We start from the raw sequence: 16,401 nt of genomic DNA, 5'->3' as shown, positions 1-16,401 counted from the left end.
AAAGTATTTCTCTTTATCAGTGTAAAAAAAAGCTGGTTTGATGTAGCAATCGCAAGAAAGCGTCAATTAAGTTTGGTTGATACAAAATATTACCACTGTATTTCGCGTTGTGTTCGGCGTACTTGTTTGTGCGGTGAATACCATTTTACAGGTCAATCTTACGAGCACCGCAGAGGGTGGGTTGAAGACAAACTCCTTGAGTTAGCCAAAGTGTTTTGTATTGACGTGTGTGCTTATGCAGCAATGAGTAACCACACCCATTTAGTGCTGTATGTAGATGATAAAAAAGCGAATCGATTAAATGACAAAGCGATTGTTATTCGCTGGCATAAGCTGTGTAAGGGCACCGAACTTACGCAAAAGGTCATGCAAGGTGAAGAGCTAAGTAAAGCTGAATCTATTTTTTAATTGAACGGTCAAACAGCATCGCGAGTAACTGAGAGGTATTATCTGGTTTATGCGTTTATTTAATGAAAACAAGATAGTAGAGTAAAAAGTAAGGTAACGTTACAGGTTTCTTTTGGGAGCCAATTCAAATAGCAAGCACTATCAGATGAAGCTGCTCTTGCTGCGAGTATTGCGCGCATTCAACATGATATGGCTAATGAGGTAACGCTTGAAAGTCATTTACTTTCACGTTTTTAATTAATGGTACTTATTTCAAATAATTAGAAATATAGGTAAGGAGGCCCAAACCACTATGTTTGGTTTAATAAAAAAATATGACGTACATATGTGCTCTGAAGTTAAAGGGGTTATTACTGTAAACGGCAATCCCGTTGAAGGTGTTTTAATTAATCGCAGCCTCAAATTTGCACATAAAATTGAAAAAGAAGATCAGGTTATTACAGCTTCCGATGGCACGTTTAATATGCCAGAAGTTGTTGTTGAGTCAAAAATACCCGGTGATATGTTCTCCCATGAAGTTACTTATCAACTTATTACTGCAATTAATGGCGGTGAAGAATATGAGCTTTGGAATAGTGAGCTACGTGGTATTGATGAGCCCGATGAGTACAAACAAAAGCTAAGCAGTCTAAACGCTGATTTAGTATCACCTAATGTAGATTTTATATTTCCTAACCATGCTCATGAAAATTTAGATTTTTATGGCTCGAGTATTTGTAGATGGGAAAGTGATTTTGAAATCTATGAAACTGAAGACGACGATACGGATTACTTTAAAGATTTTAAATAATAAAAGGATTTTACATGAAAATTTTATCTCCTAGCATAGCGGCACAACTAGCTGATTTTGCGTACAAAAGCATTGCGGTTTCGGCGGCTGGTGATCAGTCAAAAAAAATAAAATCGAACCCAATTATTAGTAAACATTTTGCATTTGATTCAAAAACATCAACACTAACAGGTGTAAGTGGCACAACAGCAGAGCATGTATTGAACCAATCTACTGGTTTTGGCTTTTTTGGTGTAGGCAAAGGTACCGGTAACTATGCGGGCGAGATTGTCATAGCAATACGGGGTACTGCTGGGCTTGCTGATGCGTTAACAGATTTACACTGTGGTGTTACCGCTGGTCCAAATTTAGCTCCGGTGCATTCTGGGTTTAACCGTACTTTTGAAACGATTAAACCGCAACTAGCTGCAATATTGAGTAAGGCAGGTGGGCGCCCTGTTCACTGTATTGGGCATAGCCTTGGGGGAGCTTTAGCAACGTTAGCAGCTAATTGGATTAAAGCTCAATATAAGGTGCCTGTAAAACTCTATACATTTGGGTCTCCAAGGGTAGGGCTAAACCCTTTTGCAATTAAAACAGAGACAAGTTTAGATGGTATTTATAGAGCTGTTCATCGTAGCGACCCTGTAGCTATGGTTCCTGTTTGGCCTTTTGTACATGCTGGGAACGAATATAGGCTAAGTACGTGTGTTTCATTAACGGGGGCGGCACATAAAATGGCAGGTAATGCACCTGGTTATATTAATACTGCAGCTAGTTACCCTGACTATAAAAGTATGCAGAAAGGCTCGATATCTAACTTAACGATGACACGTCTGAAGTACTATAACCGTCATCATGCTTCTTTTAATGCACATTGGTCTGAAAAAATCACAAGTGCCCTTATAACCTTATTACGTGAGAGTGGTAAGTTAGCAAGTATTATGGGTCAAATAGGCACATCAGGTGTTTTAACTATTTATGACTTATTAGCTCGGTCAATTGTAGAGATTTCTCAAATGTCGATTAAGTTTGCTGAAGATAGTAAAGGGCTAATTGGTCATATACTTAACTTTGTAGGAAAGCCATTTGTTGCCGTTGATATAACTTATGCAGGTGTAAAAAAAGCTTTAACTTGGATGTTAGAAAAACTCAAAACACTAGTAATTGCTGCGGTAAAAGTTTCACCTCATATCGCACTTGGTTAGTAATTAAATTAAGGCTCAGGTAACTACTGAGCCATTTTTTAATAAACGAGTAACAGTTAGTAAATGTAAAATATCTAGTTTAAAAGCCCTTCGAAGACATTAAACATAAGGAAATACAGTGAATAAAATAAACACGGATGTAAATTATAAAACAATGGCCGGTAATGCACGCTTAGTGATGCTTGGTGAATCTAGCCATAACCCAGCTATTTATAAATTTGAGGCTATTAAAGCACTTAGACAATTGAAAGCTTTTGGGTTTACTCACTTTGCAATCGAAATGCTACCAAGATCTATGCAGGAGAAAATAGATTTTTATCAACGCACTGGTAAAGGCTTTAATGTTATTCAACAATATTTTAATGATAACTGGGGTTGGGGCTACGGCGTACCAAACAGTTATGGTGAACTAGTTAAAGCGGCTAGAGAGTTAGGATTAAAAATTATTGCTTTGGATTTAACTTTAGATGAAATGGATTTGATTGACGCTTCATGTAGTTACAATAATTCAGTCGCAGGAAATTGTTTTAATAGCCATACAATAAGAAATATGGTTTGGACACAAAATATTAGTAATATTTTAAATACGTCTAAGCAGAACAAAATTATTGCTTTTATGCATAGGTGGCATGCTGTGAGTTCTACTAATTATCAAGAAGGCCTAGACACACTGATAAAAGCGCAAGGTATTTTAAAAATTAAATTTATCGATTTTATTGGTGGGTCAGTTTGTTATTCACAAACTGATTGTAAGGGTTACTCTGATGAAAAAGAAGCGCTTAAGCAAAAGTACTTTTACCGAGAGGGCTTCCCGTTTAAATCTGCAGTAACAACTTATCAGGTTCACTTACCCGAAAATTCAGCTCATATGAAAGGGCTATAATGGTGAAAACAATAGCTACCTTTCTTTTTACTACCGTAATATGTTTTGGTGCGATGGCAGGAACTCTTTTTCCTAACCTTGATATTAATGATCCTAACTTATCGCAAGATAAAGTCATGCGCCAATGTCAAAAAAGCTTAATGCATGCACCTCAAGAGCTTGAGGCTTGGTGTGATAAAGCTTATAAAATGGGAAATTGGCAAGCTCTAGAATTGGTAGGCCTTCATACAGGAGATGGAAGTCGCTATATTGCTGAGGCAAAAAAGCATGCTGCAGAAGGCGATCCTGATGGTATTTTAGCTTTAGCGTATGTATATAGTACTGGACGTTTTGTTACTAAAGACCTAAAACAGTCTATAAAACTTTATAATCTTTACCTAGCCGATAATGGTAATAAAGCTAAAGAAAAAATGAGAGTGCAAAGGACTCATAAAGATCTTTATTTAATTTACACTGAACTAGGCGACTTAGAAAAGGCTGCTGAACATAAACGCTTTTTAGATGAAAGTAATTATGAAAAAATCAGAAAAGAAATGTTTGAAAAGCAACTTAAGGATTCGGGTATTTCTTTAGATAATTAAGAAATGAGCATTTACTCAAACTATTTATAATTAGTACAAACCATTAAAGTTATTGCACTTTTAAAGGAGCTATAAACGCCTAAGCTAAGGCACTATAGAAATATTATGGAACAACAAAACCAACAAACACTAACTAACCTTGTTTACGATATATACGAAGACCCAACTTTAATAGAAGAGCATCAAGTGCTTATAAACCCTTTGTTGAGCGATTTAGTTGCTAGCGCGCCAGCTGGGTTTGAGGGTATGGCGACGATGATTAATACCCATATTTCTAATGGGTTTAAATTCAAAAATCCTAAAATACAAAAATTTGAACTTGAGTCAGGGCTTTTAAAACTTAAAACATACTTTCAAAAAATAAACCTGTAACACCTACCTCTCTTTATTATTGAACACCCACATTTTAATTTTAATGCAGCACAAGTGCTGCATTCGTTTTTTCTCATTAAGGATGATGTATGAGCCTTATCACCACGAGTATTTTAATGCTGTTTTTACAGCCTTTATTTGTATATTTAGCTCTTTTTAAAGAGTCTAAGCACAGTGCCCAAAACCGTTCACTTGATAACGAAGATGCTATGTATCTATTTATCGCTCCAGGGTTAGCTGTATTTTATCCTGATGACTTTTGGCAGGCAGTACTTTATTTAGGAAGTGTATGCCTATTAGGTTTAATGCTTGCCATTATTGTAAAAAGCAAAGCTAAAAAACGATTAACAAGGGATGACGCTATCGGGTTTACTATTGCCAGTTTTTTATTTTTTTGGCTTATAAAATTAATTATTGGTGGGATAGGGTATCTTTTTACCGAAAATGCCGCGAATGCTTCAGCACCCGACATAGGTCAGCAAGCTTATTCATCAACTTCAGGTGAGCTTTTAAACTGGGGGTATTTATATTATCAGTTTTGGCCAACGTTATACTTTTTACTCTTAATGCTAGCCACATTAGCTATAAAAATAATAGAGAGCCGGTTTAATAAACATTCATTTTCAGGCTCGCTGCTAATATTGGGTGCAGTTTTAGCTGGCGTATCACCGTTATTTGGCAATGCTTTTATTTTAGGGGTTATCGCTAACTTTTTTATATATTTTGTTGTTTGCACGGCATGTATAGAAATTGATAAAAAGAGCGACCCCTCAGCGGGTGCTATTAGCTTTATGTATGGCTTTTTGCTTATGGGCGGCATCATGTTTAGTGGCATAGGTAAATTAATATATACACTATTTTATAATTAGATTAGTGATTGTTTTTTGATTAAAAAACATGCAGTATAATTGTACCTAATTAGACCCCTGCTTTTTTAATATAAATATGGCTTGTGTAATTAATTAGCCATATACATTAAGTAGCTTATAGCTAGTGGGAGAGTGTTTACTTTGTTTTTATCGCGTTTAAAAATTTTTGTGTTGGTAATAGTGTCTATTACCGTTGTTTTTTTTACTACATCACAGGCTTGTGCAGATATGTTTGGTTTTTTTAAAAAACATGATTTTGTTTTATCAGTTCCAATTAATGGTCAGCTACTAGAAGACGGTAAGCCACTTGCGAATGTGACTGTTTTTAAGTCGTTTACATTTGGCGATGAGTACTTAGATGAAACAACATCAGACGAGAATGGTCATTTTTCATTCCCTGAAAAGGTTATTAAAACCTCTAAGCCATCGAATATGTTTGATAACGGATCTTTAATTCAGCACATTTATATAAAAAGTGATAACGCTCAAGATAAGGTTATTTGGTTTGCTAGACTCGGTTTACATAAACAAAGTGCTACCTTGAATGGTTATTTAAATAACTTAATGTGCGACATAGCAAAAGAGCCTCAAACTTACGACATACCTATTATTGAAGATAAACAACACGTTTTTACGGTTTATACAACATGTAAAATTTAGCTTAAACAATTTAAAGGGATTTAGCATGAATACATTAACACCTGAGCAAGCGGTACAACTTGCGTTACTTGCTTATGACGCTAAAGATATTAAGAATACGGATCTTATAAATAATTCATTGTCTCCTTCTTTACGCGGTCAAGTTGATTTTTCTATAAGCCGTCATTCAGTTCAAGGTGTATCTGGTGGCTTTATCTCACATTTATTTGGATTAAGCTCAGGCTTTGGTCTTGTAGGTCATGGTATGGGTAGCTTAAAAGGAGAATCAGTAATAGCAATCAGAGGTACAGATACAATGCGCGATGGCATTACCGATCTTCACTTTGGCTTAAGCGGTGGTGCAAATGGCAGTATGGTTCATGCAGGATTTAATAAAACGTTTTATAGTATGCAGCATGCTTTACAAGATTTTATTAAAGATAATTATAAAAATAAAATCACCGGCGGAGTCCATGTTGTTGGGCACAGTTTAGGTGGTGCTTTAGCAACACTTTCGGCTGATTGGATTAAGGCGGAGTTTGGGCTCCCTGTTAAATTATATACGTTTGGATCACCACGTGTTGGGCTTGAAAACTTCTCTCGTGCTGCAACCTCAAGAATTGATAAAATTTACCGCTGTACGCATGGGGCAGACCCAGTTGCCAAAGTGCCTTTGTGGCCTTTTTCACATGCTCCTTACAATGGTCAAGAAATACGTTTAGATAATGGCCAAGGTTTAAAAGGCCCTGCTCATAAATTAGATGGTACACCAGGTTACATTAACACGGCTAACAGTAACGATTGGAATAACTTAACTGTAAAAGCTAACCACTTTTTAAGTACGCCTGTGCGTTTAAAGTTTGAAGACAGAAATCAAGCTTCATTTAATTCACATTGGTCTGATAAATTAACGGCAGCGTTAATAACGTTACTCAAAGATGCTGGTTATTACAGTGCAGTTGCTACCCAAGCATCTATTGGTACAGGGCTCACTTTTTACGATATGCTGGCACGTACTTTAGATAAAATAGCGAAGGCCTCAGCCTCGTTTGCTACGCAAACACTTGGTTTACTTGGGCATATGTTAGTGTTTGCAGGCAAAGTAATTAGTAAAGCGGTAGAGCTAACATATAGCTTTATAAAATACGTATTTGACTCAACCCTTGGTGCATTATTTAGAGCAGCGAGGGAGGGGTTAAACGGCCTAGATTAACATTAATCAGCCTTAATCTTGCTCTAATAAAATAGCACCACTTTGGTTTTCGCCTAAGTGGTCGTTTTTGTTATAAATAGGGCACTTACTCATAGATAAGCAGCCACAACCAATACACCCATCAACGCGATCGCGCAGGCGCTGCATATACGCTATGCGTTCATCAAGCTGTGTTTGCCACTGCTTTGAAAGGGCTGACCAGTCTTTTTGTGTGGGAGTTCGCTGATCTGGCAAAGTAGCCAGTGTTTGTTTAATTTCATCAAGGGTTATTCCCATTGCTTGTGCGGCTTTTATTACCGCTATACGGCGTAATACATCTTTTTTGTAGCGGCGTTGGTTGCCGCCATTTCGCCAGCTACGTATTAGTCCTTTTTTTTCGTAAAAATGTAGGGTTGATACTTTTACGCCGCTACGCTTTGCTACATAACCTACTGTTAAGTTGGCCTCAGTTAGTTTTTTTTGATCTATTGGCATTATTTTTAATTTCCGTTTGACCTCAATATAACTTGAGGTTTTAAGCTTCTTTCAACATTAAAAAAGGAGCTAACTAAATGCAACAAAAACTTGAGCGTAGTACGGTTATTATTTATTCAAGCGCACGTAAAAATGGTAATACACAGGCGCACGTTAACGGATTTGCAGAGCAAAATGCTGTGCGTGTAATTTGCCTGGATGATTATAAAATTGCGCCATACTGCTATAACAAAAACTATAAAAATGATGATTTTTACGCTGTGTTTGAATCGCTTTTAAAGTATGACCATTGGGTGTTTGCCTCGCCCGTTTATTGGTATAGCACCACAGTACAAATGAAATTATTTATTGATAGAATAACCGATTATATGGACGATGAAGTATTAAAACCTAAGCTTCGTAGTTTACGTAGTAAGCATTTTTCAGTGCTTTCGAATGCGTCATCAACCGAAGCCCCTGCGTGTTTTATAGAGCAGTTTAAAAATACGTTTAGCTATTTAGGCATGCAGTTTATTAACCATAGCCACAAAAGTACCCAAAAGGTTGCTTAAATTGCAGCCTTTTTTGGTTGTCTCTGGTAGTTTAGTAATACGCTTAAAAAACAAAGGATAGTTTAATGAAATATTTACTATGGTTAGTACTAATTTTTAGCCCGTTTATTAATGCTAATGAGCAACCAATTGAAGGGTTTGGGAATTATTATAATGTACCCGAGCATGACAAAATTAATGACGCTACGGTATTTAAAATAGCATTTGATGTTGCCGATGGCGCTAAAAAAGGCGAGCAAAATAATTCAATAAATTCACTAGCGCGTTTTATTAACATGCATGTAGCGCATGGTGTAAAGCTTAAAAACATTCAGCTTGCATTAGTTGTGCACGGCAGCGCTAGTGTTGATGTGTTAGCTAATAGCGAATATAAAAAACGCTTTAGTGCTGATAATAAAAACCAAGCGTTAATTAAGCAGCTACTTGCTAATAACACTAAAGTGTATGTGTGTGGGCAATCGGCAACTCATTTTAAAGTAACACCAGCGCTTTTAATTGATGGTGTAAAAATGTCGCTTTCTGCGATGACCGCGCACGCACAACTTCAACAACAAGGCTATACGCTCAATCCATTTTAATGACTCAAATTATAAAAAACATACTTTGCTTTGGCGACTCAAATACATGGGGCTTAAACTCTGTAACGGGTAAACGTTTTGATGAAAATAGTCGTTGGCCAGCGCTACTAAATAAAAATTTAGGGCCTGGCTTTAACGTAATTGAGGCGGGGCAACCAAATCGTACTTTGGTGAATAACCCACCGTTTTACGGAGTGCTTAGCGGTGTTAGTTATTTAAAACCTTATTTAGATACGCATAAACTAAATATTATAGTCGTTGCACTGGGTACTAACGATCTTAAAAAACGTTTTGATTTAACTTCAAGCGCAATTGCAAATGGGTTAAATGACTTAATTAATGCTATTAAAGCGTTTTACCAATCTAATAGTACGTTAAAACCTCCTCAAATTATTGTTATTAGCCCTGCTAAAATAAGGCTAACTGAGCAATATGCGCGCATCTACAGCGGTGCTGATGTAAAGCTAAAAACACTGTCTGACGAATTTAAGCAAATAGCCGATAATCAAAAATGTGAGTTTATAAATTTGAACTCGGTGAACGCATCAGCAGAAGATGGTATTCACTTTAATGCCCAAGAGCACGAGCAAATCAGCTACTTAATTGCTAATGCGATAAAGCAATTAATGAACAATTTTTGAATCTATCTGTTTGAATTTAATGCAAGTTATGTAATTATCCTGTTTAAGTCGCTTTATAAATAACCATCCTCGGGATACTATGAAAAAGTACCAACAAAAATCAATAATAGCCGTTATAACCGGAGGTGTGGTATTTGTGGCTGGCTGTTTTGTTTTATTGTATTTTGCAGCGCAGCAATTAACGACACAAATAAATACAGACGCTAAATACATTATTGACCATCTTGACTCTGCCGCGCAAGAACGTCGCGATATATTAACCCCACTTAATAAATTTGCTTTTAAACAATGCGATAAAGCTACTTTGCTTGAGATGCGCCGTGCTTTGTTTGATTCAAAATATGCCATTGATATAGGCTTTTTTATAAATAATCAGCTCGTGTGCACTACCGGTGCGGGTTTATTAAGCAACGTTATAAACGACAGAGAGCCCGACTACATTCGCAAAGACGAAAATGTACGTGTGCGGTATGAGCCACAATTATACTTATTACTGTTTACCGGCCGCCCAATGAAAGTAATCATAGTTCGCCAAGGTAACTTTAATTTAATTATGGACTTAAGAGCATTCGATTCTGCTGGCATTGAGTCGCCTAGCTGGGAAGTAATTTATAAAGAAGATGAAAAGTTGCACCACTTAGCAGGCATAGAAGGGCTTTTTAGTCAGGTAGGAACTCACTCTTTTTTACCTTACGAAACAGGTTTTACCTGTAGTAATAATAATGCTAATTATTGCGCTGCGGTACATTTACCTTGGAGTAAGTTTTTCTCTAATAACCACTTATTGTTAATTATTTCTTTAATTTTGACTTGTTTAGCGGGTGTATCGAGTGCATTGCTGGTTGATGCTCGCATCGCAGCGCGTCGCTCTACTAATCAACGTATTAAAAAAGGGCTTAAAAAAGGCTCATTTTATTGGACTTACCAACCTATTATTTGTTTGCAAACAGGCAAGCTAATTGGCTGTGAGGTGTTAGCACGCTTTGAAGATAAGTATGGCGCACTCTTCCCCGATGAGTTTATTCCAGTAATTAGAAAAAAACATTTAACGTGGGCTTTTACCGAGGCAATGATAGCCACTACGCTTAAAGAGCTTACGTCAATAGAGGCATTACCAGAGGGATTTAAAGTATCACTTAATATATTTCCGTGTGATGTAGAGCAAGGTAATGTGTCGCTGTTACCACAAATTACAGAGCTTACCGATTCACGGTTTATTATTTGTTTAGAAATAACAGAAGATGAATACCTTGATACAAGCATGGCTCATGCTCATTTTAGAACCTTGGTTGAATCGGGTTTTAATTTGTCGTTAGATGACTTTGGTACTGGTTATTCAAATTTAAGAAATTTACAAAATCTGAGTTTTCATCAACTTAAAATCGACCGTACCTTTGTTCAAGATATAGCCACTGAAGGCTTAAAAGCCTCTATGATCCCTAACATTATGGAGCTTGTACATCAATTTAATTACACCTGTGTAGCTGAAGGAATAGAAACCTCTGAACAAGAGGCTATATTAAAAACAGCTGGAGTACATTACGGACAAGGTTGGAAGTATGGAAAACCGATGACTGCCGCTACATTTAAAACGTTTTTAACTAAGCAAAACTTTTAAATCTTAAGTGCTAGCTAAAGCGTAATATTATGATACTTAAAAAGTAAGGTTTAACCATGTTCAAATTAATAACAAGTGTGTTTGCGGTTGTGCTACTTAGTGCATGCTCTGCTCAATACCCAAATCAGCAGCTAGAGGGGGAGCAATTTCCAAGCATTAGTGGTGAAAGCTTAGATCAAAGTATGGTAACTATACCTAGTGATTTCAAAGCCGATAAAACACTCTTATTAATTGGCTATAAGCAAGACAGCCAGTTTGATATTGACCGTTGGTTAATCGGTTTAGATATGGCAGGTGTTACGCTTCCTACCTACGAATTACCTACTATTGCTGGTATGGCACCGCGTATGTTTAGTACATTTATAGACAACGGTATGCGCAAAGGTATACCAAAAGAGCTGTGGGGTGGGGTTATCACTATTTATAAAGATGGCGAGACAGTTCAAAAGTTTACAGGTAATCAAAACCCTAATAATACCCGTGTGATACTTATAGATAATACAGGGGAAATTTTATATTTTTACGACCGTGGCTTTTCGGTTGATGCATTAAATAAATTAAAAGCGAGTATTGAGTAATTCACTTTAGCATTTAAAATTATTTACTTAGGTTAATTAAAGTGAATGGGAGCGAATGCTCCCTAATCTTATAAAAGTTAAAACGCGTAGCTTACACTAAAGCGAGTGGTGCGCGGCATAATGTAACGGCCATTTGGCGCATCGGCATTACGCGGGTCACCCTCGGTAATACCTTGCTCATCAGTTAAGTTATCAATGGCTACCTGAAGTTTAATACCTTCCATTGGCTCTAAAATTAGGCCTAAGTCTACTTTTTCGTAGCCATCTAGAGTAACCGTGTTTTCGTTGTTACCAAAACGGTCATCAACTGCCGAAAGTGTACCGTACAAAGTGGCGTACATGCCTTGTAACTCAAAGTCGTAGCTTGGTGTTACACGCACTTGCCATTGTGGTTGACGCTGCGATTGATTGCCTTCATTTGTTGGGCTTTGAGTTATTTCAGTTTCTTGTAATGTGGTATTTAAATTAACAGAAAAACCAGACTCGTGGTTAAAGTTGTAATCAAGCTCTATACCGTATGCTTCATTAGTTAAAATTTCAGCGGGTGCACCAGGGCGGCGTACAAATGTATCGCCCTTTACTTCATTCACAAAAAGTGTTGCGTAAAAGTCGGTTGATTCAGTAATTAGCTTATACCCTAACTCACCTTGTGTTACTTCTTTAATAAGCTTTTCGCCGCCTTCATAAGCATCAAAGTTATCTCTAAAGTCATCAAAGTAAGGCATTTTATAACCACGGTTAACACGGGCAAACACACCCATATCATCATTAATTGAGTAGTTTAATCCTGTAGTCCACGATGTTTTACTTTCATCGTAACTAACAGCCTTTGTAATAATACCGTCAAGGCCTTCATCTACACTGTATTCTACTTCGTGGTTTTCTTGGCGTACGCCAACATCAAGCGTAAATGCATCTGCAAATTTATATTGGCCCGTAACGTAAAAGGCATGAGTACGTGCATCACCTGTTGAGCTTATATCGTAGTTAAAATCGCAGCCGTCGGTGCTTTGATTACACTCAATACCAGTTAATGCTTCACCGCCTGATTCTAGTACGTGATACGCAGTGTTACCTAAACTCCACCAATCGTTTGCCGAAGTACTTGCAGTGTAATACCCAAAAGTTGTTGATAGGTCGCCAAATTTTTTCGAAAACGCTAAATCGTTAGTGAATGAGCTGATTTCTTTAAGTACAACCCAGCGTCCAAGTTGTTGCACCGGGGTGTCGCTTGCGTATTCTGTATTGGTAACTGCGCCAAACGCAGTTTGGCCGTTATCTGCAACGTCCCCAACTGTTGTAGCAGAGCCGCTAGGCACTAAACCAAATGTATTCGCATCGCCTTTGGTGATGTTAAAACGATCTGATAATTGCCAACCATTATCAAACTCTAATTTAATGCTACCGCCAGAAACATGCCCATCCCAGCCCCGGCCATCACCTAAGTCTATATCATGTTCTTGTGCATCAGGGCCTGTGAATATTGTTGCCTGACGGTTTAATGTACCGAGCTGCGTATATTCTGCATCAATACCATCAATATTAAGGGGGGTTGGTAAGTACCATGCACCATGATCGTCTGTTTGGCGGGTATAAAAGTTTAGCTCGCCGTTATCTAAATCTTTAGTAATATTAATTGTAAATTGGCTGCCTTTTTCAGAGGTAAAACCTGCATCACGAATACCAGGTGAGCTTTTTACATATCCACCCACCATAAAGTATAAATCGTCGGTGATTTCGCCGCTTATAACCGCGTCTACACGCTGTAAATTGTAATCGGACGTGGTGTATTTAAATAAGCCTTCAGTTTCTTCGCTGCCTCGCTTTAATCTAAAGTTAGTGGTTAGGCCAGGTTGCCCGTTAGATAGAACGGGGTTAGGACCACCGCGAAGTGCCTCTACTGTTTCAATTGTTTCGTCAATTCTAAATAGCGATGAGTTTTCTAAAAAAGATAATGTAGAAGCAGGATATATCGGTGAGCCTTCAAGGCTAAGTGTTAAAAACGGGGCATCGCCACCGCCAGGAAATCCACGTACAAATACATTTGCTCCCGACTCCCCACCAGAACTTTCTACCCAAACACCAGGGATTGCTTTAAATAAGTCAGCCGTGCTTTTTGGTGACAACTTTATGATTTGCTCACTATCTATATTAGTAACCGCATAACTTGCGTCTATTTTTCTTATACCTACTCCAGTGGGAGTGCCTGACACCACAATACGCTCTACTTTTGGTTGATTTTGGGCTTTTTCAGCGGCATAAGTGCATTGGGTGCTAAGTGCTAAAGTGATGGCGCAGGCAAGTACGCTTTTTGAGTTATTAATTTTCATGTGTGATCCCGTTTTAGTGTGTTAAACAGTGTGTTTTTGCAGCGCAGTTTGTAAAAATTAATGTAAATAGGCTGTGTAGATTGAAACCTTAGAGATAAATGCAAACGTTTGCAATATTTATTTGTAAATTATTTATGAATTTATATAGTTTATTTATTGAGCTTATTTATATGATAAGAACTTTTTGTAGAGTTGTTAGCGCCATCAAAAAGTAATAATGCTATATTGTCAGTTAGTTACATATTATATTTGCGATAGCAGGGCGGCTTAGAGTTTTCATGAATAATAAAAAAATTAAATTAGCTGATTTAGCGAAATTAGCAGGCGTATCTACCTCTACCGTTTCGCGCGCATTAAATGACAACCCATTGATAAAGCAAGAAACACGCGACAAGCTTCAGCAGCTCGCAAAAAAGCACAACTTTAGCTTAAACACGGCGGCAAGTCGCTTACGCACTCAAAAAACAAATGTAGTTGCTGTAATTATTAACCTTGATGAACAAACAGAGCAGTCAATTAGTGATCCGTTTTTATTAAAAGTAGTTAGCGAAATTAATCTAGCACTTAATCAACAAGGGCTAGAGCTTTTATTATCTAACTCCATAATGGCGCAACACGATTGGGCTAATTATTTTATTAACGGGCGCAGAGCCGATGGAATTATTGTTGTTGGACAAGGTAAAGACCAGCGTAATATAGAGGCTGCCGCTAAAGCTGGTATTCCATTAGTGGTATGGGGCGATCCAAAAACACCTAGCAGCTATCCTATAGTAGGCAGTGATAATTACCTTGGAGGCATGCAAGCAACGGCGCATTTAATAGAGCATGGTGCGAAAAACATTGTGTTTTTAGGCGACCCAGAACACGGTGAAATTAGCGAAAGACACCGCGGCTACGCTGCTGCGCTTTCAACACATAAACTAGAGCAACACGTTGTTTCAATTGATATTACAAGTGGCTCTGCTTATCAAGCAGTAAACCATTTACTGCGTGAAAAAGGCCTGTATTTTGATGCTATTGTTGCCTGTAGTGATATGGTTGCGCTCGGGGCAATGAAAGCCTTAAAAGAGCGTTATGTGAGTATTCCAAACGATGTTGCTCTTGTTGGATTTGACGATATTGCAATGGCAGATATAAGCCACCCATCACTTTCTACAATTAAACAAAACACCCAGTTAGCTGCCTCTTTGATAGTTAAAAAGTTGATGCAACAATTTTTAGGCGAGAAAGTAGAATCTCAAGTTATTGATATAGAATTAATAACTCGTCAGTCTAGCAAGCGCTAATTTATAGCTATGTGTATTAATTGTTAAAGTTAAAATGCAAACGATTGCAATGATTTTTATTCTACACTACACTCAAGCTTCACTGACACACACGCTAATACCCTAAGGTCATTAGCTTATAAAGTTACAATGCATTGCGTTGTAAGTAGGGCAAGCTATGAGTAAAACAAAAATCACACTGGCAATTGCTGCAAGCTATTTTATTTTTGCAATATTATTAAATAGCGTAGGTACCGTTATTTTACAGGCAATAAATACGCTAAATGTTAGTAAAACAGAAGCATCGGTACTTGAGGGATTTAAAGATTTATCGATTGCGATAATGTCTTTTGCCGTTGCATCTTTTATCCCTAGGTTGGGTTATAAACTTGCCATGCTTGGCGCATTAACTGTGGTTGCAGCGGCCTGTGTAAGCACCGCAATGATTAGCGACTTTTATATGTTTAAAGTATTATTTGCGGCCATAGGCTGTGGTTTTGCTGTAGTAAAAGTCTCTGTTTATTCAATTATTGGCCAAGTAACAGACGATGCAAATAGCCATTCGTCATTATTAAACACCATAGAAGGTATTTTTATGGTGGGTGTATTAAGCGGCTACTGGATATTTACGGCATTTATAAATCCCAGCGAGCCTAGTGCATGGCTAAATGTATATTATGCGCTTGCTGCACTTACTTTAGTTGTGGTTGTAAGTGTTATAGCTGCGCCTATTAAGCCTGCGCTTCAAAGTGATAAAAGCAGTTCGAGCTTAAGTGACTTTATCGCCATGTTAAAGCTAACTTACCAACCACTTGTTGTTATTTTTATTATAAGTGCTTTTTTATATGTACTTATAGAGCAGGGGGTTGGAACTTGGTTACCTACCTTTAATAACCAAGTATTACAGTTACCTGTAGCTATAAGCATTCAGTTAGCCAGCATATTTGCAGCAGCTCTCGCGCTGGGTCGATTAGTTGCAGGGCAAGTGCTTAAACACATTAATTGGTTTTTTGTATTATGTGGCTGCCTTGTTGCGATGGCATCACTGATTATTATTACGTTACCGCTTACTGAAAACTTACCAACAACTGCGGTTAAAAGCTTATTTGACGCCCCGTTAGTGGCATTCATTTTGCCTCTTATTGGCTTTTTTATGGCACCTATTTACCCAGTATTAAATTCTGTGATGTTAAATGCGCTGCCAAAATATCAGCATGCGGCCATGACTGGTTTAATCGTTGTATTTTCTGCTTTGGGTGGTACGACGGGTTCAATGATCACAGGCTATGTGTTTGAGCATTTTAGCGGACAACATGCATTTTACCTTTCTTTAATACCCATTAGTTTGATTTTTATTAGCGTGATTATTTTTAAAAAACGTACCCATGCCATTTCTCAACATACAGCTAATGCTTAATTTTTAG

The 16,401-nt window shown here is 37.6% G+C and carries 17 protein-coding genes and 1 pseudogene; 16 read left to right on the top strand and 2 right to left on the bottom strand.

What is annotated here, in order from left to right; genetic code table 11:
- Positions 1–15 precede the first annotated feature (15 nt).
- From ATS74_RS04900 to ATS74_RS04860, 9 genes and pseudogenes are all read left to right on the top strand, one after another.
- A pseudogene (locus ATS74_RS04900) lies at positions 16–537 on the top strand (transposase); the annotation flags it as partial.
- Positions 538–700: 163 nt separating this feature from the next.
- A complete protein-coding gene (locus tag ATS74_RS04895) occupies positions 701–1,198 on the top strand; it encodes a DUF6795 domain-containing protein (protein ID WP_058547833.1) in 498 nt (165 codons plus the stop codon).
- A gap of 14 nt (positions 1,199–1,212) precedes the next feature.
- A complete protein-coding gene (locus ATS74_RS04890) occupies positions 1,213–2,385 on the top strand; it encodes a lipase family protein (protein ID WP_058547832.1) in 1,173 nt (390 codons plus the stop codon).
- Between the two features lie 118 nt (positions 2,386–2,503).
- Positions 2,504–3,268 carry a ChaN family lipoprotein gene (locus ATS74_RS04885; protein ID WP_058547831.1) on the top strand — a complete coding sequence of 255 codons (765 nt, stop codon included), beginning with the start codon at positions 2,504–2,506 and terminating at the stop codon, positions 3,266–3,268.
- On the top strand, positions 3,268–3,849 hold the full coding sequence (locus tag ATS74_RS04880) for a sel1 repeat family protein (RefSeq protein ID WP_058547830.1): 582 nt from the start codon (positions 3,268–3,270) through the stop codon (positions 3,847–3,849). The genes ATS74_RS04885 and ATS74_RS04880 overlap by 1 nt, the downstream gene beginning before the upstream one ends.
- Before the next feature lie 105 nt (positions 3,850–3,954).
- Entirely contained in the window at positions 3,955–4,221 is a 267-nt protein-coding gene (locus tag ATS74_RS04875; protein ID WP_058547829.1) for a hypothetical protein, read from the top strand.
- A gap of 89 nt (positions 4,222–4,310) precedes the next feature.
- Positions 4,311–5,090, top strand: coding sequence for a hypothetical protein (locus ATS74_RS04870; RefSeq protein ID WP_058547828.1), 780 nt, complete (start codon positions 4,311–4,313; stop codon positions 5,088–5,090).
- Between the two features lie 141 nt (positions 5,091–5,231).
- Positions 5,232–5,750, top strand: a complete 519-nt coding sequence (locus tag ATS74_RS04865) for a DUF6795 domain-containing protein (protein WP_058547886.1) — start codon at positions 5,232–5,234, stop codon at positions 5,748–5,750.
- Positions 5,751–5,775: 25 nt separating this feature from the next.
- Positions 5,776–6,942 (top strand): lipase family protein, encoded by a 1,167-nt coding sequence (locus ATS74_RS04860; protein ID WP_058547827.1) that lies wholly within the window; start codon positions 5,776–5,778, stop codon positions 6,940–6,942.
- A gap of 12 nt (positions 6,943–6,954) precedes the next feature.
- On the opposite strand, the gene soxR is transcribed toward ATS74_RS04860, so the two are convergent.
- Positions 6,955–7,416 (bottom strand): redox-sensitive transcriptional activator SoxR, encoded by a 462-nt coding sequence (soxR, locus tag ATS74_RS04855; protein WP_058547826.1) that lies wholly within the window; start codon positions 7,414–7,416, stop codon positions 6,955–6,957.
- A 77-nt stretch (positions 7,417–7,493) separates the two neighbouring features.
- Between soxR and ATS74_RS04850 the strand changes: the two genes are divergently transcribed.
- The 5 genes from ATS74_RS04850 to ATS74_RS04830 all read left to right on the top strand — a co-directional run bounded on the left by ATS74_RS04850 (position 7,494) and on the right by ATS74_RS04830 (position 11,382).
- Entirely contained in the window at positions 7,494–7,967 is a 474-nt protein-coding gene (locus tag ATS74_RS04850; RefSeq protein WP_058547825.1) for a flavodoxin family protein, read from the top strand.
- A gap of 65 nt (positions 7,968–8,032) precedes the next feature.
- Entirely contained in the window at positions 8,033–8,545 is a 513-nt protein-coding gene (locus ATS74_RS04845; RefSeq protein WP_082660560.1) for a DsrE family protein, read from the top strand.
- An 8-nt stretch (positions 8,546–8,553) separates the two neighbouring features.
- The gene (locus ATS74_RS04840; protein ID WP_058547884.1) at positions 8,554–9,186 is read left to right on the top strand and encodes an SGNH/GDSL hydrolase family protein; all 633 of its coding nucleotides are present in this window, start codon (positions 8,554–8,556) and stop codon (positions 9,184–9,186) included.
- 79 nt (positions 9,187–9,265) lie between these two features.
- Entirely contained in the window at positions 9,266–10,804 is a 1,539-nt protein-coding gene (locus tag ATS74_RS04835) for an EAL domain-containing protein (protein ID WP_058547824.1), read from the top strand.
- 56 nt (positions 10,805–10,860) lie between these two features.
- Complete coding sequence (locus ATS74_RS04830) at positions 10,861–11,382, top strand: hypothetical protein (protein ID WP_058547823.1); 522 nt, start codon at positions 10,861–10,863, stop codon at positions 11,380–11,382.
- Positions 11,383–11,459: 77 nt separating this feature from the next.
- Here the strand turns inward: ATS74_RS04830 and ATS74_RS04825 are convergent, their stop codons facing one another.
- Positions 11,460–13,712, bottom strand: coding sequence for a TonB-dependent receptor (locus tag ATS74_RS04825; RefSeq protein WP_058547822.1), 2,253 nt, complete (start codon positions 13,710–13,712; stop codon positions 11,460–11,462).
- Positions 13,713–13,966: 254 nt separating this feature from the next.
- Between ATS74_RS04825 and ATS74_RS04820 the strand changes: the two genes are divergently transcribed.
- A complete protein-coding gene (locus tag ATS74_RS04820; RefSeq protein WP_268801271.1) occupies positions 13,967–14,998 on the top strand; it encodes a LacI family DNA-binding transcriptional regulator in 1,032 nt (343 codons plus the stop codon).
- A gap of 157 nt (positions 14,999–15,155) precedes the next feature.
- The gene (locus ATS74_RS04815) at positions 15,156–16,394 is read left to right on the top strand and encodes an MFS transporter (protein WP_058547820.1); all 1,239 of its coding nucleotides are present in this window, start codon (positions 15,156–15,158) and stop codon (positions 16,392–16,394) included.
- Positions 16,395–16,401: the final 7 nt, after the last annotated feature.

This window comes from Pseudoalteromonas sp. H103, from assembly GCF_001469205.1.
Classification (GTDB): Bacteria; Pseudomonadota; Gammaproteobacteria; order Enterobacterales; family Alteromonadaceae; genus Pseudoalteromonas; species Pseudoalteromonas carrageenovora.
Note: the sequence above shows the minus strand (reverse complement) of the source record. Positions and strands in the feature narration are given on the sequence as shown.

Coding starts and splice junctions, on each gene's coding strand:
- ATS74_RS04895 (WP_058547833.1), top strand. CDS start 701: ATGTTTGGTTTAATAAAAAAATATGACGTACATATGTGCTCTGAAGTT.
- ATS74_RS04890 (WP_058547832.1), top strand. CDS start 1,213: ATGAAAATTTTATCTCCTAGCATAGCGGCACAACTAGCTGATTTTGCG.
- ATS74_RS04880 (WP_058547830.1), top strand. CDS start 3,268: ATGGTGAAAACAATAGCTACCTTTCTTTTTACTACCGTAATATGTTTT.
- ATS74_RS04875 (WP_058547829.1), top strand. CDS start 3,955: ATGGAACAACAAAACCAACAAACACTAACTAACCTTGTTTACGATATA.
- ATS74_RS04870 (WP_058547828.1), top strand. CDS start 4,311: ATGAGCCTTATCACCACGAGTATTTTAATGCTGTTTTTACAGCCTTTA.
- ATS74_RS04860 (WP_058547827.1), top strand. CDS start 5,776: ATGAATACATTAACACCTGAGCAAGCGGTACAACTTGCGTTACTTGCT.
- soxR (WP_058547826.1), bottom strand. CDS start 7,416: ATGCCAATAGATCAAAAAAAACTAACTGAGGCCAACTTAACAGTAGGT.
- ATS74_RS04850 (WP_058547825.1), top strand. CDS start 7,494: ATGCAACAAAAACTTGAGCGTAGTACGGTTATTATTTATTCAAGCGCA.
- ATS74_RS04845 (WP_082660560.1), top strand. CDS start 8,033: ATGAAATATTTACTATGGTTAGTACTAATTTTTAGCCCGTTTATTAAT.
- ATS74_RS04835 (WP_058547824.1), top strand. CDS start 9,266: ATGAAAAAGTACCAACAAAAATCAATAATAGCCGTTATAACCGGAGGT.
- ATS74_RS04830 (WP_058547823.1), top strand. CDS start 10,861: ATGTTCAAATTAATAACAAGTGTGTTTGCGGTTGTGCTACTTAGTGCA.
- ATS74_RS04825 (WP_058547822.1), bottom strand. CDS start 13,712: ATGAAAATTAATAACTCAAAAAGCGTACTTGCCTGCGCCATCACTTTA.
- ATS74_RS04815 (WP_058547820.1), top strand. CDS start 15,156: ATGAGTAAAACAAAAATCACACTGGCAATTGCTGCAAGCTATTTTATT.